General features: G+C 73.0%; 21 protein-coding genes and 1 pseudogene. 18 read left to right on the forward strand and 4 right to left on the reverse strand.

Going from position 1 to position 22405, the window contains the following annotated elements; all coding sequences use genetic code 11:
* Nucleotides 1-7: 7 nt before the first annotated feature.
* From O7622_RS11745 to O7622_RS11755, 3 genes are all read right to left on the reverse strand, one after another.
* A complete protein-coding gene (locus tag O7622_RS11745) occupies nt 8-589 on the reverse strand; it encodes a PadR family transcriptional regulator (RefSeq protein ID WP_282313380.1) in 582 nt (193 codons plus the stop codon).
* 69 nt (nt 590-658) lie between these two features.
* Nucleotides 659-1102, reverse strand: coding sequence for a ferritin-like domain-containing protein (locus tag O7622_RS11750; protein WP_282313381.1), 444 nt, complete (start codon nt 1100-1102; stop codon nt 659-661).
* Complete coding sequence (locus tag O7622_RS11755) at nt 1099-1545, reverse strand: hypothetical protein (RefSeq protein WP_282314112.1); 447 nt, start codon at nt 1543-1545, stop codon at nt 1099-1101. Before O7622_RS11755 ends, O7622_RS11750 begins: the two co-directional genes overlap by 4 nt.
* A 263-nt stretch (nt 1546-1808) precedes the next feature.
* On the opposite strand from O7622_RS11755, the gene rimP reads away from it, so the two are divergent.
* From rimP to O7622_RS11815, 12 genes and pseudogenes are all read left to right on the forward strand, one after another.
* Nucleotides 1809-2459 (forward strand): ribosome maturation factor RimP, encoded by a 651-nt coding sequence (gene rimP, locus O7622_RS11760; RefSeq protein ID WP_282313382.1) that lies wholly within the window; start codon nt 1809-1811, stop codon nt 2457-2459.
* Nucleotides 2456-3499 (forward strand): transcription termination factor NusA, encoded by a 1044-nt coding sequence (gene nusA / locus O7622_RS11765; RefSeq protein WP_282313383.1) that lies wholly within the window; start codon nt 2456-2458, stop codon nt 3497-3499. Before rimP ends, nusA begins: the two co-directional genes overlap by 4 nt.
* Before the next feature lie 15 nt (nt 3500-3514).
* Nucleotides 3515-3851, forward strand: a pseudogene (locus O7622_RS11770) (YlxR family protein).
* Between the two features lie 93 nt (nt 3852-3944).
* Nucleotides 3945-6959, forward strand: coding sequence for a translation initiation factor IF-2 (infB, locus tag O7622_RS11775; RefSeq protein WP_282313384.1), 3015 nt, complete (start codon nt 3945-3947; stop codon nt 6957-6959).
* Nucleotides 6960-7041: 82 nt separating this feature from the next.
* Complete coding sequence (locus O7622_RS11780) at nt 7042-8085, forward strand: SAM-dependent methyltransferase (RefSeq protein WP_282313385.1); 1044 nt, start codon at nt 7042-7044, stop codon at nt 8083-8085.
* Nucleotides 8086-8434: 349 nt separating this feature from the next.
* Entirely contained in the window at nt 8435-9400 is a 966-nt protein-coding gene (locus tag O7622_RS11785) for a type II CAAX endopeptidase family protein (protein WP_282313386.1), read from the forward strand.
* The gene (locus O7622_RS11790) at nt 9343-9636 is read left to right on the forward strand and encodes a DUF503 domain-containing protein (RefSeq protein WP_282313387.1); all 294 of its coding nucleotides are present in this window, start codon (nt 9343-9345) and stop codon (nt 9634-9636) included. The genes O7622_RS11785 and O7622_RS11790 overlap by 58 nt, the downstream gene beginning before the upstream one ends.
* Nucleotides 9637-9824: 188 nt before the next feature.
* The gene (gene rbfA, locus O7622_RS11795; protein WP_282313388.1) at nt 9825-10313 is read left to right on the forward strand and encodes a 30S ribosome-binding factor RbfA; all 489 of its coding nucleotides are present in this window, start codon (nt 9825-9827) and stop codon (nt 10311-10313) included.
* Entirely contained in the window at nt 10310-11338 is a 1029-nt protein-coding gene (locus tag O7622_RS11800; protein ID WP_282313389.1) for a bifunctional oligoribonuclease/PAP phosphatase NrnA, read from the forward strand. Before rbfA ends, O7622_RS11800 begins: the two co-directional genes overlap by 4 nt.
* A 145-nt stretch (nt 11339-11483) precedes the next feature.
* Nucleotides 11484-11891, forward strand: a complete 408-nt coding sequence (locus tag O7622_RS11805; protein WP_282313390.1) for a hypothetical protein — start codon at nt 11484-11486, stop codon at nt 11889-11891.
* Complete coding sequence (locus O7622_RS11810; RefSeq protein WP_030269837.1) at nt 11891-12100, forward strand: DUF6186 family protein; 210 nt, start codon at nt 11891-11893, stop codon at nt 12098-12100. The genes O7622_RS11805 and O7622_RS11810 overlap by 1 nt, the downstream gene beginning before the upstream one ends.
* A gap of 602 nt (nt 12101-12702) precedes the next feature.
* Nucleotides 12703-14022 carry an MATE family efflux transporter gene (locus O7622_RS11815; RefSeq protein ID WP_282313391.1) on the forward strand — a complete coding sequence of 440 codons (1320 nt, stop codon included), beginning with the start codon at nt 12703-12705 and terminating at the stop codon, nt 14020-14022.
* Nucleotides 14023-14028: 6 nt separating this feature from the next.
* On the opposite strand, the gene O7622_RS11820 is transcribed toward O7622_RS11815, so the two are convergent.
* Nucleotides 14029-15024 carry a hypothetical protein gene (locus O7622_RS11820; protein ID WP_282313392.1) on the reverse strand — a complete coding sequence of 332 codons (996 nt, stop codon included), beginning with the start codon at nt 15022-15024 and terminating at the stop codon, nt 14029-14031.
* 107 nt (nt 15025-15131) lie between these two features.
* Between O7622_RS11820 and truB the strand changes: the two genes are divergently transcribed.
* From truB to dapB, 6 genes are all read left to right on the forward strand, one after another.
* On the forward strand, nt 15132-16016 hold the full coding sequence (truB, locus tag O7622_RS11825; RefSeq protein ID WP_282313393.1) for a tRNA pseudouridine(55) synthase TruB: 885 nt from the start codon (nt 15132-15134) through the stop codon (nt 16014-16016).
* Between the two features lie 32 nt (nt 16017-16048).
* Complete coding sequence (locus tag O7622_RS11830; protein WP_018785906.1) at nt 16049-16975, forward strand: bifunctional riboflavin kinase/FAD synthetase; 927 nt, start codon at nt 16049-16051, stop codon at nt 16973-16975.
* 181 nt (nt 16976-17156) lie between these two features.
* A complete protein-coding gene (gene rpsO, locus O7622_RS11835) occupies nt 17157-17426 on the forward strand; it encodes a 30S ribosomal protein S15 (protein WP_013284678.1) in 270 nt (89 codons plus the stop codon).
* Between the two features lie 219 nt (nt 17427-17645).
* Entirely contained in the window at nt 17646-20015 is a 2370-nt protein-coding gene (locus O7622_RS11840; RefSeq protein ID WP_282313394.1) for a polyribonucleotide nucleotidyltransferase, read from the forward strand.
* A gap of 121 nt (nt 20016-20136) precedes the next feature.
* Nucleotides 20137-21504 (forward strand): pitrilysin family protein, encoded by a 1368-nt coding sequence (locus O7622_RS11845; RefSeq protein WP_282313395.1) that lies wholly within the window; start codon nt 20137-20139, stop codon nt 21502-21504.
* A gap of 80 nt (nt 21505-21584) precedes the next feature.
* Nucleotides 21585-22346, forward strand: coding sequence for a 4-hydroxy-tetrahydrodipicolinate reductase (dapB, locus tag O7622_RS11850; RefSeq protein WP_282313396.1), 762 nt, complete (start codon nt 21585-21587; stop codon nt 22344-22346).
* The last annotated feature ends 59 nt before the right edge of the window (nt 22347-22405 follow it).

The following is a 22405-nucleotide window of genomic DNA, read 5'->3' on the forward strand; positions in this document are numbered from 1 at the left end:
TGCCGGATCACCGGCGGGCTTCGTCGCCGGTCCGGTCCACCGCCTCGGGGCGGTCGACCGCCCGGATCGGCGTCGGGCGGTGCCGGACCAGGCTCGTCTCGCAGTGGTCGAGCCACCGCACCTCGGCCTCGGTCTGGAAGATCATCGCGTCCAGCACCAGCCGCCAGGGTAGATCCTCCGGCTTGTCGCTCGTGTACTTCAACCGGGTGAACTCCTGGAGCGCGCGCATGGTCGCGGTGCGCTGGGTCTGCACCACCGACCGCACGTCGACGCCGGGGGTGGTCAGCGCCAGCGCCAGTTTGATCGACAGCTCGTCGCGGGGCCGGTCGGCGCGGCTGATCGGTGTGGCGAACCACAGCGCCAGATCCGCCCGTCCGGCGTCGGTGATCTCGTACGGCCGCTGCCCGCTCTCGTTCTCCGGCAGCGGGCGGACCAGTCCGTCACGTTCCAGCCGCGCCAGCGTGGTGTAGACCTGTCCGATGTTCAGCGGCCAGGTCGACCCGGTGGACTCCTCGAACGCGGCACGGAGCTGGTAGCCGTACATCTGGCCGCGTTCGAGCAGGGCGAGCAGGCCGTGACGGATGGACATGACCGCGAGTATGCATACCTGGTATGCGCTACGCAACCGGAGGGTTCCGCCGGGTGACCGGCGTCGCGCTCAGGCCCGGCGGCCCGGGAACGGAACGGTGACCGGCGTCACGCCCGCCGTGCGCCGCCAGCGGGTGGCGCGCAACGCGCAGTCGGTGAGCGCGGCGAGCGCCGTGTTCCGGTCCGCGCCGGTGGTGTGCGGCAGCGCGGCCCGCCAGTGCCCGGCCGTCCGCTCCTCGATCTCCACCGCCAGGCGCAGCGCGCTCGCCCGGTCCGTCACCGGGTAGGGCAGCGCGTACCCGGCCCGGTCGGCGGGCACCTGCCCGGAGCCCTCGGCGAGCTTCAGCAGCAGCGCGTCGCGGCGGGACCGGTGGGCCGCCTCGGCGGCACGGGCGGCCGTACGCGCCGCCTCGGTCAGGTGCACACCGATCACCCCGTACGCCCAGATCGCCGCGTACTCGGCGGCGAGCGCGTCGGCGAGCGCCGTGGCCGGACCGGTCGTCGGGTTGTTCACTTGAGCGCCTCCACGTGTGTGGCCCGCGCCGCGGCGATCGAGCCGAGCAGCGCTGCCCGCTCGGCCGGCGCTGCCGCGCACGCCCTGGCCGCGTTCGTCCGGCCCTCCTGCTCGGCCCGGCGCAACTCGGTGACCGCGGCGTCGGGCGCGGGGGCGCTCGCCGGGCCGGCGGCCGGCGTGCCGGAGGGTGCCGGCCGGCCGATCACGCGGCGTAGCTCCTCGGCGTGTGCCCGATGCGCGTCGGCGATCGGGGTGAGCCGCCCGGCCAGCGCCGGCGCGGCGGTGGCGGCGGCCCGGTAGCGGGCCTCCAGCGCGAGCGCCTCGGCGACGAGCGGCTCCAGCGCGTCCGGCTCCGGTGGCTCCTCGTCGCGGTCGAAAAGATCACAACCGGTCAGCGGCGCCGTCGCGCCGCCGAGCGCCACGAGCCCACCGGCACGCAGCAGCCAGCGCCGGGAATGCCCCGCTCTGACCTGGTCGGATGGTGTTCTGCCGATCCCCACCTGACAGAGTCAACACCATCCGCGCCGCCTCGTGGGGCAGGGTCTCGGTGCGCCGCCGGGTCCGTCGACGGCCACAAGCGTTACGCTCTGCGCAACCACCGGGCGCGGACGCCCCGGTGGCGCGCCGGTATGGCGGGCCGAACGCCCGCACCGGCCCGGGACAACACGGCCCGCGGGTCGTGGCAACAGCAGGAGAGGTGCGCGCAATGACGCAGCGTGGCCGTACCACCCGGTCGACGGGGCCCGCCGGGCGGCCCCGCCGGTCCGACGGGCCCCGCGGCACGGACCGGAGCGGCGCACCCCGCAGCGATCTCGCCGCCCGCCGCAACCGGCTGCGCGAGGTGATCGAACCGGTCGTCACCGCGGCCGGTTACGACCTGGAGGACCTCTCCGTCTCCCGCGCCGGCCGGCGGCACGTGGTCCGGGTGATCGTGGACGCCGACGGCGGGATCAACCTGGACGGCGTGGCGGACGTCTCCCGCGCGGTCTCGGCGGCGCTGGACGCGGCCGAGGAGGCCGGCGGCGACATCGTGGCCGGCGAGTACCAGCTTGAGGTCAGCTCGCCCGGCGTGGACCGCCCGCTCACCCTGCCCCGCCACTGGCGGCGCAACGCCGGGCGGCTGGTCAAGGTCACCGTCCGTGGCGACGCGGGGGACCGCCAGCTCACCGGCCGGATCACGGCCGCCGACGACGAACGCGTGGTGCTGGAGACCGACGCCGGCCCCGCCGAACACCCGTACGCCGAACTCGGGCCCGGCCGGGTCCAGGTGGAGTTCAACCGCCTGGACGACCTGGCCGACGAGGACTTCGGTGACGACACCGACGACGACGAAGATCTGGAGGACGAGGAGAGGTGAACATCGACCTCGCGGCGCTGCGCGCCCTGGAGCGCGAGCGGGAGATCCCGTTCGACACGATCCTCGCGGCGATCGAGACCGCGCTGCTGACCGCCTACCGGCACACCGACGGCGCCGAGCCGCACGCCCGGGTGGAGATCGACCGCAAGAGCGGGGCCGCCTCGGTCTACGCGCAGGAGCTGGACGCCGACGGCACGGTGACCCGGGAGTGGGACGACACTCCGCACGACTTCGGTCGGATCGCCGCCATGACCGCGAAGCAGGTGATCCTCCAGCGGCTGCGGGAGGCCACCGACGAGGTGCACTTCGGCGAGTACGTCGGCCGCGACGGTGACCTGGTCACCGGCGTGGTGCAGGCGCACGAGACCCGCCGGGAGAAGGGCATCGTCAGCGTCGACCTGGGCAAGCTGGAGGGTGTCCTGCCGCAGTCCGAGCAGGTTCCCGGCGAGCGGTACGAGCACGGCGAGCGGATCCGCTGCGTGGTCGTGCACGTCGCCAAGGGCATGCGCGGCCCGCAGATCACGCTGTCCCGGTCGCACCCCGCGCTGGTGAAGAAGCTGTTCGCGCTTGAGGTGCCGGAGATCGCCGACGGAACCGTGGAGATCGGCGCGATCGCGCGTGAGGCAGGTCACCGTACGAAGATCGCCGTGCGCTCGACCACTCCCGGCGTCAACGCCAAGGGCGCCTGCATCGGTCCGATGGGCCAGCGGGTCCGCGCCGTGATGAGCGAGCTGCACGGTGAGAAGATCGACATCATCGACTGGTCGGACGACCCGGCCACCTTCGTCGGCAACGCGTTGTCGCCGGCCAAGGCGCTGCGGGTCGAGGTGGTCGACCTGGCCACCCGTACCGCCCGGGTGACCGTGCCGGACTTCCAGCTCTCGCTCGCGATCGGCCGGGAAGGGCAGAACGCCCGCCTCGCGGCCCGTCTGACCGGTTGGCGCATCGACATCCGGTCCGACGCGGAGACCGCGGCCCCGCAGAGCCGGGGCGGAGCTGATCACGTCCCGGAGCCGGGCGGCGCGATCTCCGGCGGCTAGGGGTAGACTTACTCAGTGGCACGACGCGCGATTCCGGAGCGCACCTGTGTGGGCTGCCGGAAACGAGCGCCGGCCAGCGAGTTGTTGCGGGTCGTCGCGATCGGTGACGAGGCTGGTCACATCAGCCTCCGGCCCGATCCGGCCCGCAGACTGCCGGGTCGGGGAGCGAACATGCACCCTGATCCGGCCTGCTTCGCGCAGGCGGTGCGACGCCGCGCCTTCGGGCGGGCACTGCGCCTCACCGGGGTCCCCGACCTCGGTGCGCTTGCGGAGCACGTCGACGCGCAACCCCCGACGACCGGTCAAGCCCGACCGGTCGAGGGTCGCTAGCAAGGTAGGACGACCGACATGAGCACACGATGAAGTCCCTGAAATGACCAGGCTTCAAGTGCAGGAGTGAGGTCGCTGCGGGTGCTGCCCGCACGACCTCGGAGTGAGGAGTGCAGTGGCAGGAAAGGCCCGCGTACACGAGCTTGCCAAGGAGCTCGGGGTCGAAAGCAAGACCGTTCTCGCCAAGCTCAAGGAGATGGGCGAGTTCGTGAAGTCCGCGTCCAGCACCGTCGAGGCGCCTGTCGCCCGGCGGCTGCGTAGCGCGTTCGTAGCCGGTTCGTCGGCGCCTGCCGGCCCGCCGGCTGCCGCGCCCAGTGGCCCGGCACCGACCCCGACGCCCACCCCGACCCCGGGTGTCCCCCGGGTCTCGGCCAGGCCGATGCCGCCCCGGCGTCCGGCCGCGCCGACCCCTGGACCGAAGCCCAAGGGCCCGGTCCCCGGCCCGCCGCAGCCGGCGACTCCGGTCGCCAAGCCGGCGAGCGCGCACGACATCGAAGTGGCGGCCGCCGAGGCGCGTGCCGCCGCGCTCAAGGCTGAGCAGGAGGCCGCGGTCAAGGCCGCCCAGGCCGCCCGTCAGCAGCAGCGCGAGACCGTACGCCGGGAGCCCCCGGCCGAGGGCGGTGCTCGCCCCGGTCCGCGTCCCGGCCCGAACGCCATGCCGCCGCGTCCGGGTTCCCCGGCCGCCGGTCGTCCCGGCGGTCCGGGTCAGGGTCAGGGCCCCGGTGCCCGTCCCGGCGGTCGTCCGCCGGCGCGCGGCGCCGGTAACAACCCGTTCGGTATCCAGGGCGGCCAGCAGCAGCGGCCCCCGGCCGCCGGTGCGGGCGGTCCCCGTCCCAGCCCGGCCGGCATGCCGCCGCGGCCCAGCCCGGCGTCGATGCCGCCGCGGCCGAGCCCGGCCTCGATGCCGAGCCAGCGCCCGACCACCGGCCGCCCCGGCGGCCCCGGTGGCGGTCGTGGCGGACCGGGCGGTGGCGCCGGTCGTCCGGGCGGTCCCGGCGGCGGTGGCGGTGGCTACCGCGGTGGACCCGGTGGTGGCGGCGGTGGCGGTGGCTACCGTGGCGGTCCCGGTGGTGGCGGCGGTGGCGGTGGCTACCGTGGCGGTCCCGGCGGCGGTGGCGGTGCTCCCGGCGGTGGTTTCCGTCCGGGTGGCCCGGTCGGCGGCGGTGGCCGTCCCGGCGGCGGTGGCCGTGGCCGTGGCGGTGGCGCGGCGGGTGCCTTCGGGCGTCCCGGCGGCCGGCCGACCCGCGGTCGCAAGTCCAAGAAGCAGCGCAGACAGGAGTTCGACAACCTGTCGGCCCCGACCATGTCCTCGGGCGCGCCCCGCGGTCAGGGTCAGGTTGTCCGGTTGTCCCGTGGCGCCTCGCTGTCGGACTTCGCCGACAAGATCAACGCCAACCCGGGCTCGCTGGTCCAGGAGATGTTCAACCTGGGCGAGATGGTGACGGCGACCCAGTCGTGCTCCGACGAGACCCTGCAGCTGCTGGGTGAGCACCTCGGCTTCGACGTGCAGATCGTCAGCCCGGAGGACGAGGACCGCGAGCTGCTCGCGCAGTTCAACATCGACCTCGACGCCGAGGTCGCGGCGGACCGCCTGGTCAGCCGTGCGCCGGTCGTGACCGTCATGGGTCACGTCGACCACGGTAAGACCAAGCTGCTCGACGCGATCCGCAAGGCGAACGTGGTGGCCGGCGAGGCGGGTGGCATCACCCAGCACATCGGCGCCTACCAGGTCCACGTCCCGCACGAGGGCGAGGACCGCGCGGTGACGTTCATCGACACCCCGGGTCACGAGGCGTTCACCGCCATGCGTGCCCGTGGTGCCCAGGTCACTGACATCGTGATCCTGGTGGTCGCGGCCGACGACGGCGTCATGCCGCAGACCATCGAGGCACTCAACCACGCCAAGGCGGCGGACGTGCCGATCGTGGTCGCGGTCAACAAGGTCGACAAGCCCGAGGCGAACCCGGACAAGGTCCGCCAGCAGCTGACCGAGTACGGCCTGGTCGCCGAGGAGTATGGCGGCGACACCATGTTCGTCAACGTGGCGGCCAAGCCCGGCATCGGCATCGAGGAACTGCTCGAGGCCGTGCTGCTGACCGCCGACGCGTCGCTGGAGCTGACCGCTCCGATCGACGGGCCGGCGCAGGGTGTCGCGATCGAGGCGCACCTGGACAAGGGCCGTGGCGCGGTGGCGACCGTGCTGGTGCAGAAGGGCACCCTGCGTGCCGGTGACTCGATCGTCGCCGGTGGGGCGCACGGCCGCGTGCGGGCCATGCTGGACGAGAACGGCAAGCCGGTCGACTCGGCCGGTCCGGCGCGTCCGGTCATGGTGCTGGGTCTGACCACGGTGCCGGGTGCGGGTGACACCTTCCTGGCCGCCGAGGACGACCGCACCGTGCGGCAGATCGCCGAGCAGCGGCAGGCACGGAGGCGGGCGGCGTCGTTCGCCAACTCCCGCGGCCGGGCCACTCTCGAGACGCTCATGGAGCAGCTCAAGGAGGGCGAGAAGACCTCGCTCAACCTGGTGCTCAAGGGCGACGTCTCCGGTTCCGTGGAGGCGCTCGAGGACGCGCTGTTCAACCTCGACATCCCGGAGGAGGTCCAGCTTCGGATCATCCACCGGGGCGTGGGCGCGATCACCGAGAGCGACGTCATGCTCGCGAGCGCCTCGTCCGAGGCGGTCACGATCATCGGCTTCAACGTGCGGGCCTCGAACAAGGTCCGCGAGATGGCCGACCGCGAGGGCGTGGAGATCCGGTACTACACCGTCATCTACCAGGCCATCGAGGAGATCGACGCCGCGCTCAAGGGTCTGCTCAAGCCGGAGTACGAGGAGGTCGAGCTGGGCACCGCGGAGATCCGCGACGTCTTCCGCTCGTCCAAGATCGGCAACATCTCCGGCTGTATCGTCCGGTCCGGCCTCATCCGCCGCAACGCCAAGGCGCGGCTGCTGCGGGACGGGGCGGTCGTGGCGGACAACCTCACGATCAGCTCCCTGAAGCGGTTCAAGGACGACGCGACCGAGGTCCGCGAGGGCTTCGAGTGTGGTCTGACGCTGGGCGGTTACAACAACGTCCAGGTCGGCGACGTCATCGAGACGTTCGAGATGCGCGAGAAGCCGCGCGCCTGAGAACCACGCGCACGACCGGCCGGCGGCCGGGGCCTTCGGGCCCCGGCCGTCGCCGTCTGTGCAGGCTGCGACAATCTGCGGCGTGATCCGGTACGCACTGCTCCTCGCGCCCTCCGCCAACCGCGTCTACGCCGATGCGGCGGCCCGGCTGGCCCGCGCCGAACTGGCCGTGTTCGCCGGTTCCGGCGTACTAGGCGCCGTACCGGCCGACGCGGAGGTGACGCGGATCGGCGGGGTGGAGTACCTGACGTTCGCCACCGCCGAACCCGGGCTGGGCGAGCGGGACCTGGCCCACCTGGCGAACCTGTCGGCCGCGTACGCGCTGTTCGAGCGCGTCGGCGACGACCTGCTGCGGCCGGTGCCGCTGCGCCCGCTGGCCCGGTACGACTCCGACCTGATCACCATTCCCAAGTACGCCGGCAAGACCAACGAGCAGTTCACCCGGCTGCTGCTCAACGTCACAGTGCTCGCCTCCGCCGCCGCGCCGCGGATGCTGGACGGGCCGGTGGTGGTGCTGGATCCGCTCTGCGGCCGGGGCACCACGCTCAACCAGGTGCTCATGTACGGCTACGACGGCATCGGCATCGAGCGCGACGGCAAGGACGTGGACGCGTACGCCGCGTTCCTGCGTACCTGGCTGCGCCGCAAGCGGCTCAAGCACACCACCGACTCGACGTCGGTGCGCCGGGACCGCAAGCTGGTGGCCCGCCGGTTCGAGGCGGTGCTCGCGCCGTCGCGGGACGAGCACCGGGCCGGGGCCACCCAGCGGGTCACAGTGCTGCACATCGACACCACCCGGGCCCGCGAGGCGCTGCGTCCCCGCTGCGCCGACGTGATCGTCACCGACGCGCCGTACGGGGTGGCGCACGGCAGCCGTACCGATCACGGGTTGTCCCGTAGCCCGCTGGAGCTGCTCACCGCCGCCGTGCCGGTGTGGCGGGAACTGCTGCGCCCGGGCGGGGCGCTCGGCCTGTCCTGGAACACGCACGTGGCCCCCCGGGCGCAGGCGGAGGCGGTGCTGGCCGACGCCGGGCTGCGCGTGCTCGACGGCCCCGGCTTCGGTGACTTCGCCCACCGGGTCGACCAGGCGATCGAGCGGGACGTGCTGGTGGCGGTCGCGCCTTGAGTGCGTGCCGTGGATGAGGCCGAGGGCGGCTTGAAGTTCGGCGGGTAGGGGGTCCGCTGCGGCTGTCTCACATCCGCACATCGGCCAGATCCGTGCCCGGCGGCCTCGATCACTCTCACGGCTACCGGGCGATGATCGCGCCGTTGCCCCGGCTCCGACGCGGGCGCCGCCTCCGACCGAAGCTGTCACGCCGGCAGAAGGCCGTCACGCGAAGGTCCGTGCCCACGGCGAACGCGACGTCCGGGTATGCCTAGCCATACTCGCAATACGCCCACGAGTGTCAGTGACCGCGACACGAACCCCATGATCTTCTGGCTCTGCAACGGAACCAGAAGGAAGGTGGCACTTCGTGACGACGAGAATGAAAGGGGTGCTGGCATTCTTAGTCATTTCGTTTGGGATGAGTTGGGCGTGGTTGCTCCTCGCCCGGCTGGGCTTGGGGCTTTCGCTGGTCAACCCGCTGGTTCAGCTTCCTTTTGGCTTCGCCCCAGCCATGGCTGCGATCGTCGTACGTCGGTGGATCACACGGGAGGGGTTCCGCGATGCGGGGCTCGCTCCTCGTTTGCGCGGTGCGTGGTCCTCCTATCTCGTGGCTTGGCTCGGTCCGATGGGGCTCGTGGTGGCTACCGTCGGGTTGGCGGTGGCGACGGGCCTGTGGAATCCGGATCCCTCTGCCCTGGACGGCGCCGTTCCTGGGCTTCCGGGGTGGGCGCTCGTTCTTCTGCTGATGGTTGCCGTCCCGTTGCTCACCCCCTTCTACTGGGGTGAGGAGTTCGGCTGGACGAGCTATCTGAGGCTCAGGATTTTCGTGGGCAGGCCGCTTATGTCGGCCACCGTGACAGGGCTCATCTGGGCGGTCTGGCACTATCCGCTCGCCTTTCTCGGTTATATCGAATTCACCAATGTTCTCCTCGGGCTGTTGGTCTGGACAGTGGGTTTCCTGCTGCAGGAAATCATTCTCGCCTGGCTGCGCTCGCGGAGCGACAGTATCTGGCCGCCGAGCCTGGCTCACGCCGGCAACAACATGGTTCTGGCCCTGCTGACAGGATTGCTGCTGAGCGAAGGCGGAGGACTCGGCGAGATCACGGTGATGCTCCTGACGGCGGTACCGATGGCGGTCGTGTGCGTCTGGATCCTGGCCGGACGACGGCTCGCGGTACCGAGGGCCGTCGATGACCAGGCAGAGAGCGCCGCCCAGCCCGAGCCGGCCGGCAAATGGCAGCGCGGAGTCACGCCGCAGGCGTACCGTTGCTCGCCGTGTATACCGGAACCGCGCTGTTCGACCTGTTGCTCCCGGGTGACTCCCGGTCCCTGAAGGCCAAGCGGTCGTACGTCCGGCCGATCGTCGCCGCGCTGCGCAAGTTCGAGGTCTCCGCCGCCGAGGTCGGGGCGCTCGACCTGCACGGCCGGGCGGAGATCGGCGTGGCGGTGGTGGCCGCCACGCCGGCCCATGTCCGCGAGGTGCTCGACTCCTGCGAGCGGCTGGTCGCCGCCCGCCCGGAGACCGAGCTGCTGTCGGTGCGCCGTCGCCTGCACGGCGAGGAGGACTGACAGGCGCCGGCCCGTCGCGCGGCAGTCCGGCCGTGCCGCGTGACGTCCGGTGGGACGCGGGTAGTGTTCTTCAGCGTTGGGCGGTCGGACCCGGCGGCGCCCGCGGGCCTGCTGTTTCCGGCCGGCGGCCCGGGTCGCACGCCGATCCGGCGCCGTCATCGGTAAAGGTGATCCCGGAGGTGGGGGACATGACGGATCAGGCAAAGGTTCGCCGGCACGCGGAGCGCATCCGGGAACTCGTCGCGTCGGTGGTGCGCAGCCAGATCAAGGATCCCCGGCTCGGCATGATCACGATCACCGACGCCCGGATCACCGCCGACCTGCGCGACGCCACGGTCTTCTACACGGTGCTCGGCGACGCGGCGGCCCAGGCGAGCACCGCCGCCGCGCTGGAGAGCGCCAAGGGCATGCTGCGCAGCACCGTCGGCAAGGCGCTCGGGTTGCGGCACTCGCCGACGCTCACCTTCGTCCTGGACGACGTGCAGGACCAGGTCAAGCACATCGACGACCTGCTCGCCGCCGCGCGTACCGCCGACGCCGAGGTGCAGCGCCTCGCCGCCCAGTCCTCGTACGCGGGTGACGCCCAGCCGTACCGGGTCGAGGACGACGAGGACGCCGACGACGCCTCCGCCGGGGACGAGGACGACGACGAGCCGCGCGCCGGCGAGAGCCGGTGACCGAGGCGGCCGGGCCCACCGAGACCGCGTGGGCGGCCGCCGTCGCGGCGGTGCGCGACCTCCCCGCGGAGGCGCGGGTGCTGCTGATCTGCCACGTGAACCCGGACGGGGACGCGCTGGGCAGCATGCTCGGCTTCGGTCTGGGTCTGCGCCGGCTCGGCGTACGCGATCTCCAGGCCACCTTCCCCGGCCCGCCAGAGGTGCCGGAGCCGTTCCGCTGGATGCCCGGCACGGACCTGCTGGTGCCGCAGGACGACGCGTACCCCGCGCCGGACCTGGTGATCTGCTTCGACGCGGCGAGCGAGTCCCGGCTGGGCGACCTGGCCGACCGGCTGGACACGGCCGGCACGTCGCTCGTGCTCGACCACCACGCCTCGAACAGCGGGTTCGGCCGGATCAGCCTGGTCGACCCGCACGCCGCCGCCACCTCCGTGGTCGCGCTGGAACTGCTGGACCGGCTCGGGGTGACGCTGGACGCGGATATCGCGACCGGGCTGTACGTCGCGCTGACCACCGACACCGGCTCGTTCCGCTTCGAGGCGACCACACCGGCCGTGCACGAGACGGCCGCCCGCCTGGTCGCCACCGGCATCCGGCCCGGTGACATCTCCCGGCGGATCTTCGACACCCGCCCGTTCGGCGCCGTCCGCCTCTTCGGCGAGGTGCTGGGCCGGGCCACGCTGGAACCGGCGGCCGCCGCCGGGCACGGCCTCGTCTGGACGTACGCCACCCGCGACGACCTGGTCCGCCACGACCAGCCCGCGTACGTGCTGGAGGCGCTGATCGACTCGGTGCGCTGCACCGCCGAGGCGGACGTGAGCTGCGTGGTGAAGCAGGCCGGTGAGGCCGAGTGGGCGGTGTCGCTGCGCAGCAAGGGCGCGGTGGACGTGAGCCGGGTGGCGGTGGCGCTGGGCGGCGGCGGGCACCGGTTCGCCGCCGGCTTCACCGGCCGGGGAGCGCTCGACGAGGTGGTCGGGCGGATCCGTGCCGAGCTGGCCACCGGCGCGGTGACCCCCGTGGCGTGAGACGCCCGGCTGGAGCGATTTGTCCTTCTAGTCCGGTCGATCCGGTGTGGCGGCCATCGGAAGTGTGAGCTGATCGGCCCGTTTTCGAGGGACCACGACGCGCGCCGGGCTTCCCGCGGTGCGTCACGCTGGGGACAATCGGGTGATGGATCATCCCCGTGAGCTCACCGTCGAGGCGCCCCGGGCCTGGGACCGGCCGGTCGTCTCCGTGCCGGTGCTGATCTGCCTCTCTCTGGTCGGCGGCCAGATGCCGTCCTTCTCGACCGCGGCGAACCTCTACATCCTCACCACCGGCGGGGGGTTGATCTGGGTCGGCCTGAGCAACCGGGTGCCCCGGCGTCCGGCGCCGCGCCGGCTGCCGTCGGTCGCGCTCTGGTGGCTGGTCCCGGTGACCGTCTTCGGGGTCTTCGAGGGCGCGACGTTCGTGATGGCGGCGGGCGACGACTTCCCCACCTTCTCCCGGCTGGCCGATCCGCTGCTGGAGGGCAACCTGGCCCGCTCGGCGGCCTGGTTCGCGTGGCTGTCCGCGTTCTGGGGACTGGTGCGCCGATGATGCGGGCACTGGCGATCGGCGGGTTCCTGGTCTCGATCGTGCTGTTCGCCGTGGTCGAGTGGGCCGCGCGCCGCGAGGGGTCGCGGATCCCGTCGCTGGCCGACGTCTGCGCGTTCGTGATGCGGTACGAGGTGGGCCCGGTGCCGGTGGGCCGGATCGGGCTGTTCGGCTTCTGGTGGTGGCTGGGCTGGCACTTCCTGGCCCGCTGACCGCCCTCCCCGGACCGGGACGACGACGTTGATCTTTCCGCATTTCGGGAACAGTGGGCAGCATCTGGAAAGTGAACGTTAATTTGGGTGCGGGACCGGCGCTTCGCGCGCCGGTCGCGGGCGGTGGTGCCGCACCCGGCTTCGCCTCCCTCCAGGGTCAGACCGACCCGGGCTCCCGCTGCCAGGCGAGCCGCTCCGGTGATCCCGGACCGCTGCCGGGCGCTCAGCCGCCGACGACTTCCGGTCGCGGCGCGATTCGCTGTCGCGCCGATCCGGAGCGCCGGGCGCCCGTAGGACCGCCACGTTCCGGCGGTCCGCACCCTGGAAGGACCTCAGATGCCGAGCAAGCGCAAGCCGCAGACCGAGACCACCACCGACGAGGCGCGCGAGCAGATGCGCCGCGCGCTGCAGACCTCGATGGACACCCGTCAGTGACGTACGCCGTCCGGCGGTGACGCCGGCCGGGCCCGAGGACCACACCCCGGCCCGACGCCGGTGCGCCGCCTGCGCGGGCGGCGTGACACCGCCCGCTTCCTGGCCGCTGTGGGTAAGTAGCCACCTACCTTGCAAGCCTTACTGACGGCGTGCCAGGATCGGCGGCGATGAGCACCACCGCCACCCCCGTCACCGCCTCGCCGCGGCGGATCGCCGCGCTCGCGCTGCCCGCCCTCGTGGTGCTGGCCGCCGAGCCGCTCTACGTCCTGGTCGACACCGCAGTGGTCGGTCACCTCGGGCGGGTGCCGCTGGCCGCGCTTGCCGTCGGCGGCACGGTCATGACGCTCACCGCCTGGGTCGGGACCGTCGTCGCGTACGGCACAACGGGCCGCTCGGCCCGCCGCTTCGGGGCGGGGGACCGGGCCGCCGCGGTGGCCGAGGGCGTCCAGGCGTCCTGGCTCGCGCTCGCCACCGGAGTGCTGGTGGCGGTCGCCATCGGCATCGGCGGGGGCGCGCTGGCGCGTACCCTCGTCGGCGGCCCCGGCGAGGTGGCCGACGCCGCCGCCGGGTGGCTGCGGATCGCGGCGCTCGGCGCGCCCGGCCTGCTGCTCGCCGCCGCCGGCAACGGCTGGCTGCGCGGCATCCAGGACACCCGCCGCCCGCTGCTGTTCGTGCTCGGCCCGAACCTGCTCTCCGCGCTGCTCTGCCCGCTGCTCGTCTACCCGGCCGGGCTCGGCCTGGTCGGCTCGGCGGTGGCGAACGCGACCGCGCAGACGCTCTCCGGGGTGCTGTTCGCGGCGGCGCTGGTGCGTGAGCGGGTCTCGCTGCGACCCCGGCCCCGGGTGATCGGGCAGCAGCTCGTGCTCAGCCGGGACCTGCTCGTGCGGGGTGTCGCGTTCCAGGCCAGCTTCCTGTCCGCCACGGCTGTCGCGGCCCGCTTCGGCGCCGCAGCGGTCGGCGCGCACCAGATCGCCGTACAGCTGTGGTTCTTCACCGTGCTGGTGCTCGACGCCCTGGCCATCGCCGCACAGTCGCTGGTCGGTGCCGCGCTCGGCGCCGGCGACGCGGCCGGCGCGCGGTTCCTGGCCCGCCGCGTCGCGCTGCTCGGCGGCCTGTGCGGCGTGGCCTTCGCGGTGCTGATCGCCGCCGGCGCCGGCGTGGTGCCGTCGTGGTTCAGCTCCGATCCGCAGGTACGCGAGCAGGCCATGACGGCCTGGCCCTGGTTCGTGGCGCTCCAGCCGATCGGCGGCGTGGTGTTCGCGCTCGACGGGGTGCTGATCGGTGCGGGTGACGTGCGCTACCTGCGCAACCTCACCATCGTGTGTGCGTTCGGCGGGTTCGTGCCGGCGATCTGGCTGGCCTACGGGTTCGACCTCGGGCTGGGCGGGATCTGGGCCGGGCTGACGCTGTTCGTGGTGCTGCGGCTGGCCGGCCTGCTGCTGCGGATGCGCTCGGGCGCGTGGGCGGTGGTCGGCGCGGTCCGCTGACGCCGGTCAGCAGGTGTCCGGCAGGTCGACGGTCTTGTCCGGGTCGAAGACCGCGTCCGGGTCTGGGTCGGCCGGACCGCCGAACGACTGCTTGCCGAGCGCGAGCAGGCCCTTGTCCAGGGCAGCGCAGTCGATGTTGGAGGCGTACGAGTCGGCCCGTTCGATCCACAGCCCGGCGGAGGCGGTGGTCACGTCGGCCGGGTGCGGGGTGCTCCACTTCACCGTGTCGTGGACCACCACGACGCCGTCGCCCGGCGTGGGGCTGGTGGTGGGGAACGCGTACGCCCAGACGAAGTTCGTGGTCACCTCCAGGATGCGGATGCCGTCCCGGTCCTTCGTCGCCCGGTAGCTGATCCGGCCCTTGACCCGGGGCTGGTCCGCGGTGAGCCGGGCGCCGGGGGCGAGCCGGGTCGCGTAGGTGCCCGCCTCACCGGTGGGGAAGTCGTCGCGCACGCCGGCCCGCGCGTCCGGGGCGAACTGGCGCACCAGCCGCTCCGGGTCCTTCGCGGTGAAGAAGGTGCGGTCCAGCCGGGCGGTGACCAGCGCCTTGCGTATTTTGGCCAGCGCGTCGGCCACCTGCTTCTCGGTGAACGGGCCGGTGCGCTTGGCGCGGGGCAGCGCGATCCCCGCCGCGCCCTCCGGGAAGCCGGCCGCCGGGGTGCCGTCGAACGGGCCGGCGGCCGGTGGCGGGGACGCCGACGAGGACGCCTGCTCACCGACCGGCAGGCTCACCGTGGGGTGTTCGGTGGCCGGCTCACGCCAGCGCTGGAAGCCCTGGTAGCCGAGGCCGCCGACGAGCCCGAAGAATGCGAGCAGCACCAGCACGAGTACGCCGCCGAGCAGCTTGCCGGAGTGCCCGCCGAGCGCGATCCGCAGGCGGTCCGCGCGGCCGGGCGGCACCTCGGGCTCGGGGCGGCGCAGCCACTCGGGCACCCGCCCCAGTTCGTCCTCCGGCGGGCCGGCGGAGAAGTAGGGGTCGGGGGTGGAGCGGTGATCGGTCATCGGACTTCCCGGGCAGACGGGCGGTGGCGCACGATCTTGACACCCAGCCGAAGCTGGGCGGTATCCCCCGCAGGGCCGATCACCGCCGTCTGGCAGGCTTGGCGGTCGTGAGCACAGACGGTCTGATCGTGGTCGACAAGCCCGGCGGCATGACGTCGCACGACGTCGTGGCCCGCGTCCGGCGGCTGGCGCGTACCCGCCGCGTCGGTCACGGCGGCACGCTCGACCCGATGGCCACCGGTGTCCTGGTGATCGGGGTGGGCCGGGCGACCCGGCTGCTCACGTACGTGATCGGCGCCGGCAAGAGCTACGCCGCGACGATCCGGCTGGGACAGGCCACAGTCACCGACGACGCCGAGGGCGAGGTCGTCGCGACCACCCCGGCCGGCGCGGTCACCGACGACGGGGTACGCACCGCGCTGGCCGCCCTCACCGGCGAGATCGACCAGGTGCCGAGCGCGGTGAGCGCCATCAAGATCGACGGGCAGCGGGCGTACAAGCGGGTCCGCGACGGCGAGGCGGTCGAGCTGCCCGCCCGCCGGGTCACCGTGTCGCGGCTGGACGTGCTGGCGATCCGCCGGGACGTCCCGGACGTGGTGGACGTGGACGTGGACGTGACCTGCTCGTCCGGGACGTACATCCGGGCGCTGGCCCGCGACGCGGGCGCGGCGGTCGGCGTCGGCGGTCACCTCACCGCGCTGCGCCGGACCGCTGTGGGCGGGTTCACGCTCGCCGAGGCGGCCACGCTCGACCAGCTCCAGGAGCGCGCGCCGGACGTGGTGAACCTGCCGCTCGACGCCGCCGCCGGGCGGTTCTTCCCGCGCCGGGACGCCACCGCCGACGAGACCCGGGTGCTGTCCCACGGCGGGCCGCTGGCGCCGGCCGGCATCACCGGGCCGTACGCGGTCTTCGATCCGGCGGGCGGGCTGATCGCTATCGTCAGCGAGCGGGACGGCCGGGCCCGCGCGGAGATCGTGCTGGCCCCGGCCTGAACGGCGCGCGGGCGGACAGGGGGAGGAACGGCATGCAGCGGTGGCGGGGGTACGAGGCGGCGCCCGGCGGCTGGGGACGCTCGGTGGTCACCATCGGCGTCTTCGACGGCGTGCACCGGGGGCACCAGGCCACCATCGGTCACGCCGTGGCGCGCGCCCGGGAGCTGGGCGTCAAGTCGGTGGTGGTGACGTTCGACCCGCACCCCGCCGAGGTGGTACGCCCCGGCTCGCACCCGGCGGTGCTGACCGAGCCGGCCCGCAAGGCCGAGCTGATCGAGGCGCTGGGCGTGGACGTGCTCTGCGTGGTGCCGTTCACCGTCGAGTTCTCCCGGCTGCCGCCCGAGGCGTTCGTGCACGACGTCCTGGTCGCGCACCTGCACGCCGCGCTGGTGGTGGTCGGTGACAACTTCCGGTTCGGGCACCGGGCCGCGGGCGACGTGCCGCTGCTGGAGCGGCTGGGCCGTACCTTCGGGTTCGCCGTCGAGGGGGCGCCGCTGGTCGCCGAGGCGGGCACCGTCTTCTCCTCCACGTACATCCGGTCCTGCGTCGACGCGGGCGACGTGGGCGCGGCGGCGGCGGCGCTCGGCCGCCCGCACCGCGTCGAGGGCGTGGTGGTCCGCGGCGACCAGCGCGGACGTGAGCTGGGTTACCCCACCGCCAACCTGCTGACCCACAGGTACGCGGCGGTGCCGGCCGACGGGGTGTACGCGGCCCGCCTGGTGCGCCGCGACGGCGAACCGCTGGCGGCGGCCGTGTCGATCGGCACCAACCCGACGTTCTCCGGCCGGGAGCGGCGGGTGGAGGCGTACGCGCTGGACTTCACCGGCGACCTGTACGGCGAGCGGCTGGCGCTCGACTTCGTGGCGCACCTGCGTGAGCAGCGGACATACGACGCGATCGAACCGCTGGTGGCCCAGATCGCCGAGGACGTGGAGCGCACCCGCCGGGCGGTGCTCTGACCCGGGTGGGCGACCTTGACCGGCCGTCCGTCCCGAGGGCTGGTAGGCTGGCGGAGACGTCGGCTGACCGACGGGGGCCTCGCGTGCCTGCACGACGCCGCGGGTGCGAGGAACCGGTCCGTTGCACCGGTCACCACGACCGCTCCGGACCTCATCGAATGACCCACGAAACAGGGAGAACATGGCGCTCGACCAGGAAGCCAAGGCCAAGATCCGCCAGGAGTACGCGACCGCCGAGGGCGACACCGGCTCGCCCGAGGTGCAGGTCGCGGTCCTGACCAAGCGGATCGCGGAGCTCACCGAGCACCTGAAGGTGCACAAGCACGACCACCACAGCCGCCGTGGGCTGCTGCTGCTGGTCGGCCGGCGCCGCCGGCTGCTGAACTACGTCCAGAAGAAGGACATCAACCGCTACCGGTCGCTCATCGAGCGGCTCGGCCTGCGCCGATGACCTGACGGGGGAGTGGCCGCCTGGCCGCTCCCCCGTTGCAGTACCACCGAAGAACCCGGCCGCGCGACACCCGAGAGGGAGCCGGTCAGCACCGGTCTCCGGTAGTGGCCCCCGGGAATCCCGGCACGACGCCGGCCACCCCGGGCGCTTCGATCGAAGACCGGCCGCCTGAGCAGTTCCCGTGTCGTCGGCCGACGACGCGAAGGAGCACCACAGCACATGACCGAGACCAACCTCGGCACCGAATCCCGCACCGCGGTGATCGACAACGGGGCCTTCGGCACCCGCGAGATCACCTTCTCCACCGGCCGCCTGGCCCGCCAGGCCGCCGGCTCCGTCGTCGCCCAGCTCGGCGAGACGGTCGTCCTCTCCGCCACCACGGCCGGCAAGCAGCCGCGCGAGTCGTTCGACTTCTTCCCGCTGACCGTGGACGTCGAGGAGCGGATGTACGCCGCGGGCCGCATCCCCGGCTCGTTCTTCCGCCGCGAGGGCCGGCCCAGCGAGGACGCCATCCTCACCTGCCGGCTGATCGACCGGCCGCTGCGCCCGTCGTTCGTCAAGGGCCTGCGCAACGAGGTCCAGGTCGTCGAGACCGTGCTGGCACTCGACCCGCAGCACCCGTACGACGTGGTGGCGATCAACGCCGCCTCGATGTCGACCAAGCTCTCCGGCCTGCCGTTCTCCGGCCCGATCGGCGCGACCCGGGTCGCGCACGTCGACGGCCAGTGGGTCGCCTTCCCGACCCTGGAGGAGCTGGAGCGGGCCACCTTCGACATGGTCGTGGCCGGCCGCACCCTGGCGGACGGCGAGGTCGCGATCATGATGGTCGAGGCCGAGGCCACCCCGAACGCCGTGACCCTGATCTCGGGCGGCGCGACCGCGCCGACCGAGGAGATCGTGGCCAGCGGCCTGGAAGCCGCCAAGCCGGCCATCCGCGAGCTGTGCCGGGCGCAGAGCGAGCTGGCCGAGGTGGCCGCCAAGCCGGTCGCCGAGTTCCCGATCTTCCTGGACTACCAGGACGACGCGTACGACGCGGTGGCCGAGGTGGCCCGCGCCGACGTCGCCGAGGCGCTGAAGATCGCCGGCAAGGCCGACCGCGAGGAGGCCCTGGACCGGATCAAGGCCAAGGTCGCCGAGGAGCTGACCGGCCGGTTCGAGGGCCGCGAGAAGGAGCTGTCCGCGGCGTTCCGCTCGCTGACCAAGTCCGAGGTCCGCAACCGGGTGCTGCGCGAGCAGGTCCGCATCGACGGCCGCGGCCCGCGTGACATCCGCCCGCTGACCGCCGAGGTCGGCGTGCTGCCGCGGGTGCACGGCTCGGCGCTGTTCGAGCGCGGCGAGACCCAGATCCTGGGCGTCACCACGCTGAACATGCTGCGCATGGAGCAGATGGTGGACACGCTGTCCCCGGAGAACCGCAAGCGCTACATGCACAACTACAACTTCCCGCCGTACTCGACCGGTGAGACCGGCCGGGTCGGCTCGCCGAAGCGGCGCGAGATCGGCCACGGCGCGCTCGCCGAGCGGGCGCTGATCCCGGTGCTGCCCTCGCGCGAGGAGTTCCCGTACGCCATCCGGCAGGTCTCCGAGGCGCTCGGCTCCAACGGCTCCACCTCGATGGGTTCGGTCTGCGCCTCGACGCTGGGCCTGCTCTCGGCCGGTGTGCCGCTGAAGGCGCCGGTCGCCGGCATCGCCATGGGCCTCATCTCCGACGAGGTCGACGGCAAGACCCAGTACGTGACGCTGACCGACATCCTCGGCGCCGAGGACGCGTTCGGCGACATGGACTTCAAGGTCGCCGGCACCCGTGACTTCGTCACCGCGCTCCAGCTGGACACCAAGCTGGACGGCATCCCGTCGGACGTGCTGGCCGCCGCGCTGCAGCAGGCGCACGAGGCCCGGCAGACCATCCTCGACGTGATGCAGCGGGCCATCGAGGCGCCGGCCGAGATGTCGGACTACGCGCCGCGGGTGACCACCGTGAAGATCCCGGTCGACAAGATCGGCATGGTGATCGGCCCGAAGGGCCAGACCATCAACGCGATCCAGGACGAGACCGGCGCCGAGATCTCCATCGAGGACGACGGCACGATCTACGTCGGCGCGACCAACGGGCCGGCGGCCCAGGCCGCGGTGGACCGGATCAACGGCATCGCCAACCCGACGCTGCCCAAGGTCGGGGAGCGGTTCCTCGGCACCGTGGTGAAGACCGCCGCGTTCGGCGCCTTCATCTCGCTGCTGCCGGGCCGCGACGGCCTGCTGCACATCTCCAAGGTGGGCGACGGCAAGCGGGTCGAGAAGGTCGAGGACTTCCTCAACGTCGGCGACAAGGTCGAGGTGGAGATCGCGGACATCGACGCCCGCGGCAAGATCTACCTGGACAAGATCCGTCCGGAGGGCGCCGAGGCACCGGCCGCCGGTGAGGCGGCCGGTGGCGACCGTCCGTCGGGCCGGGACCGCGGCGGCGACCGTGGCCCGCGTGACCGCGGTGACCGGGGTGGTGAGCGCCGCTCCGAGGGTGGCGAGCGCCGCTCCGAGGGCGGCGAGGGCGGCGGCGAGTCCCGTCCGCGTCGCCGGACCCGGCACAGCTGATCCACCGACCGGCCCGGGTGACGTCCGCGTCGCCCGGGCCGGCCCACGGCTCCAGATCGCCTGCGCGAGCTGGAGCCGTCGTACGTCCCGCCGTTCCTCGTCATCCGGAGAGCAGGTTCTCGTGAGTTCGTCAGTCGCCTCGACGGGACGGGGGGTGGCGTCGACCGGTTCGGCGGCCCGCGCGGTCACCCGGACGCTCAGCGACGACCCGCTCGGCGGCACCGTCCGCCGCACCGTGCTGCCCAGCGGGCTGCGGGTGCTCACCGAGGCGATCCCGGCGATGCGCAGCGTGTCGTTCGGCATCTGGGTGGCGGTCGGCTCGCGCGACGAGACCGGCTCGCAGGCCGGCGCCGCGCACTTCCTGGAGCACCTGCTGTTCAAGGGCACCAACAAGCGCAGCGCGCTGGAGATCTCGTCGCAGATCGAGGCCGTGGGCGGCGAGACGAACGCGTTCACCACGAAGGAATACACCTGCTACTACGCGCGGGTGCTGGACGAGGACCTGCCGCTGGCCATCGATGTCATGTGCGACCTGGTCGCCGACTCGGTGCTGACCGCCGCCGACGTGGAGACCGAACGCGGCGTCATCCTCGAAGAGATCGCCATGCACGACGACGAGCCCGGCGACGAGGTGCACGACCTGTTCGCCCGCGCCGTCTACGGTGACCACCCGCTGGGCCGGCTCATCTCCGGCACCGAGGAGACGGTCACGCCGATGACCCGGCGGCAGATCCAGGGCTTCTACCGCCGCCGCTACACCGCGCCGCAGATCGTGATCGCCGCCGCCGGCAACCTCGACCACGCCGCAGTGGTCAAGCTGGTCCGGCAGGCGCTGCGCGGCACCCCGCTGGACACCGACCCGGCGTCGCCGGCGCCACACCGCCGGGCCACCCCGACGGTACGCACCAAGCCGGCCACCACGCTCGTCGAGCCGAAGGAGACCGAGCAGGCGCACGTCATCCTCGGCTGCCCGGGAATCGACCGCACCGACGACAGGCGGTTCGCGCTCGGCGTGCTCAACAACGTGCTCGGCGGCGGCATGTCCAGCCGGCTGTTCCAGGAGATCCGGGAGCAGCGTGGCCTGGCGTACTCGGTGTACTCATACGCCAGCCAGTACGCCGACAGCGGCGTGTTCGCCGTCTACGCCGGGTGCGCGCCGGGCAAGGTGGACGAGGTGCTGGACCTGACCCGCGCGGAGCTGGCGCGGGTGGCCGCCGAGGGGATCACCGAGGCGGAACTGGCCCGGGGCAAGGGGATGAGCAAGGGCTCGTTCGTGCTCGGGCTGGAGGACACCGGCTCGCGGATGAGCCGGCTCGCCAAGGGGGAGTTGCTCTTCGGCAACCTGATGCCGGTGGACGACCTGCTGGCCCGGGTGGACGCGGTGACGCTCGACGACGTGAACACGCTCGCCGCCGACCTGCTCGGCCGGCCCATGTCGCTTGCCGTGGTGGGTCCGTTCGACTCCGGCAGCTTCACCGTCGACCGCTGAGCGACGTCCGGTCCGCCGGATGCCGGGCGGCGGTGCGGTCCGCCGGACCGCGTGGTGCGGGCTGGGATAGGTTGTGGCCCGTGACTGAGCAGCGGAAGACGGCGGCCCGGGTCGGTGTGCTCGGCGCCCGGGGCCGGATGGGCATGGAGGTCTGCAAGGCGGTCGACTCCGCCGCCGACCTGGAGCTGGTCGCGGCCGTCGACCAGGGCGACGACCTGGACGCGGTGGCGCAGGCGGGTGCCGAAGTGGTCGTCGACTTCACCACCCCCGACGCGGTCATGGACAACCTGCGCTGGTGCGTCGAGCACGGCGTGCACGCGGTGGTCGGCACCACCGGCTTCACCGGGCAGCGGCTCGCCGAGGTGCGGGGCTGGCTCACCGGCCGGCCCGGCGTAGGCGTGGTGATCGCCCCCAACTTCGGCATCGGCGCGGTGCTGATGATGCAGTTCGCGGCGCGCGCCGCCCGCCACTTCGAGTCGGTCGAGATCGTCGAGCGGCACCACCCGCGCAAGCTCGACGCGCCGAGCGGCACCGCCACCCACACGGCCCGGCTGATCGCCGCCGCCCGCGCCGACGCCGGCCTGGGGCCCGCGCCGGACGCGACCCGCGACGAGGCGGCCGGCGCCCGCGGTGCCGACATCGACGGGGTACGCGTGCACGCGGTACGCGCCACCGGCCTGGTCGCCCACCAGGAGGTGCTGTTCGGCACCACCGGCGAGACGCTCACCATCCGGCACGACTCGTACGACCGGGTGTCGTTCATGCCCGGCGTGCTGCTCGCGGTCCGGGAGGTGGGTCGCCGGCCCGGTCTCACAGTCGGCCTGGACGCCCTGCTCGACTGATCCGCTGCGGGCACCGCGCTCCGGCCGGCGGCCGGAAACCGTTTTGCCTGGTCGGCGGT

Origin of the sequence: Micromonospora sp. WMMD1076 (genome assembly GCF_029581475.1) — a bacterium.
Lineage (GTDB): Bacteria > Actinomycetota > Actinomycetes > Mycobacteriales > Micromonosporaceae > Micromonospora > Micromonospora aurantiaca.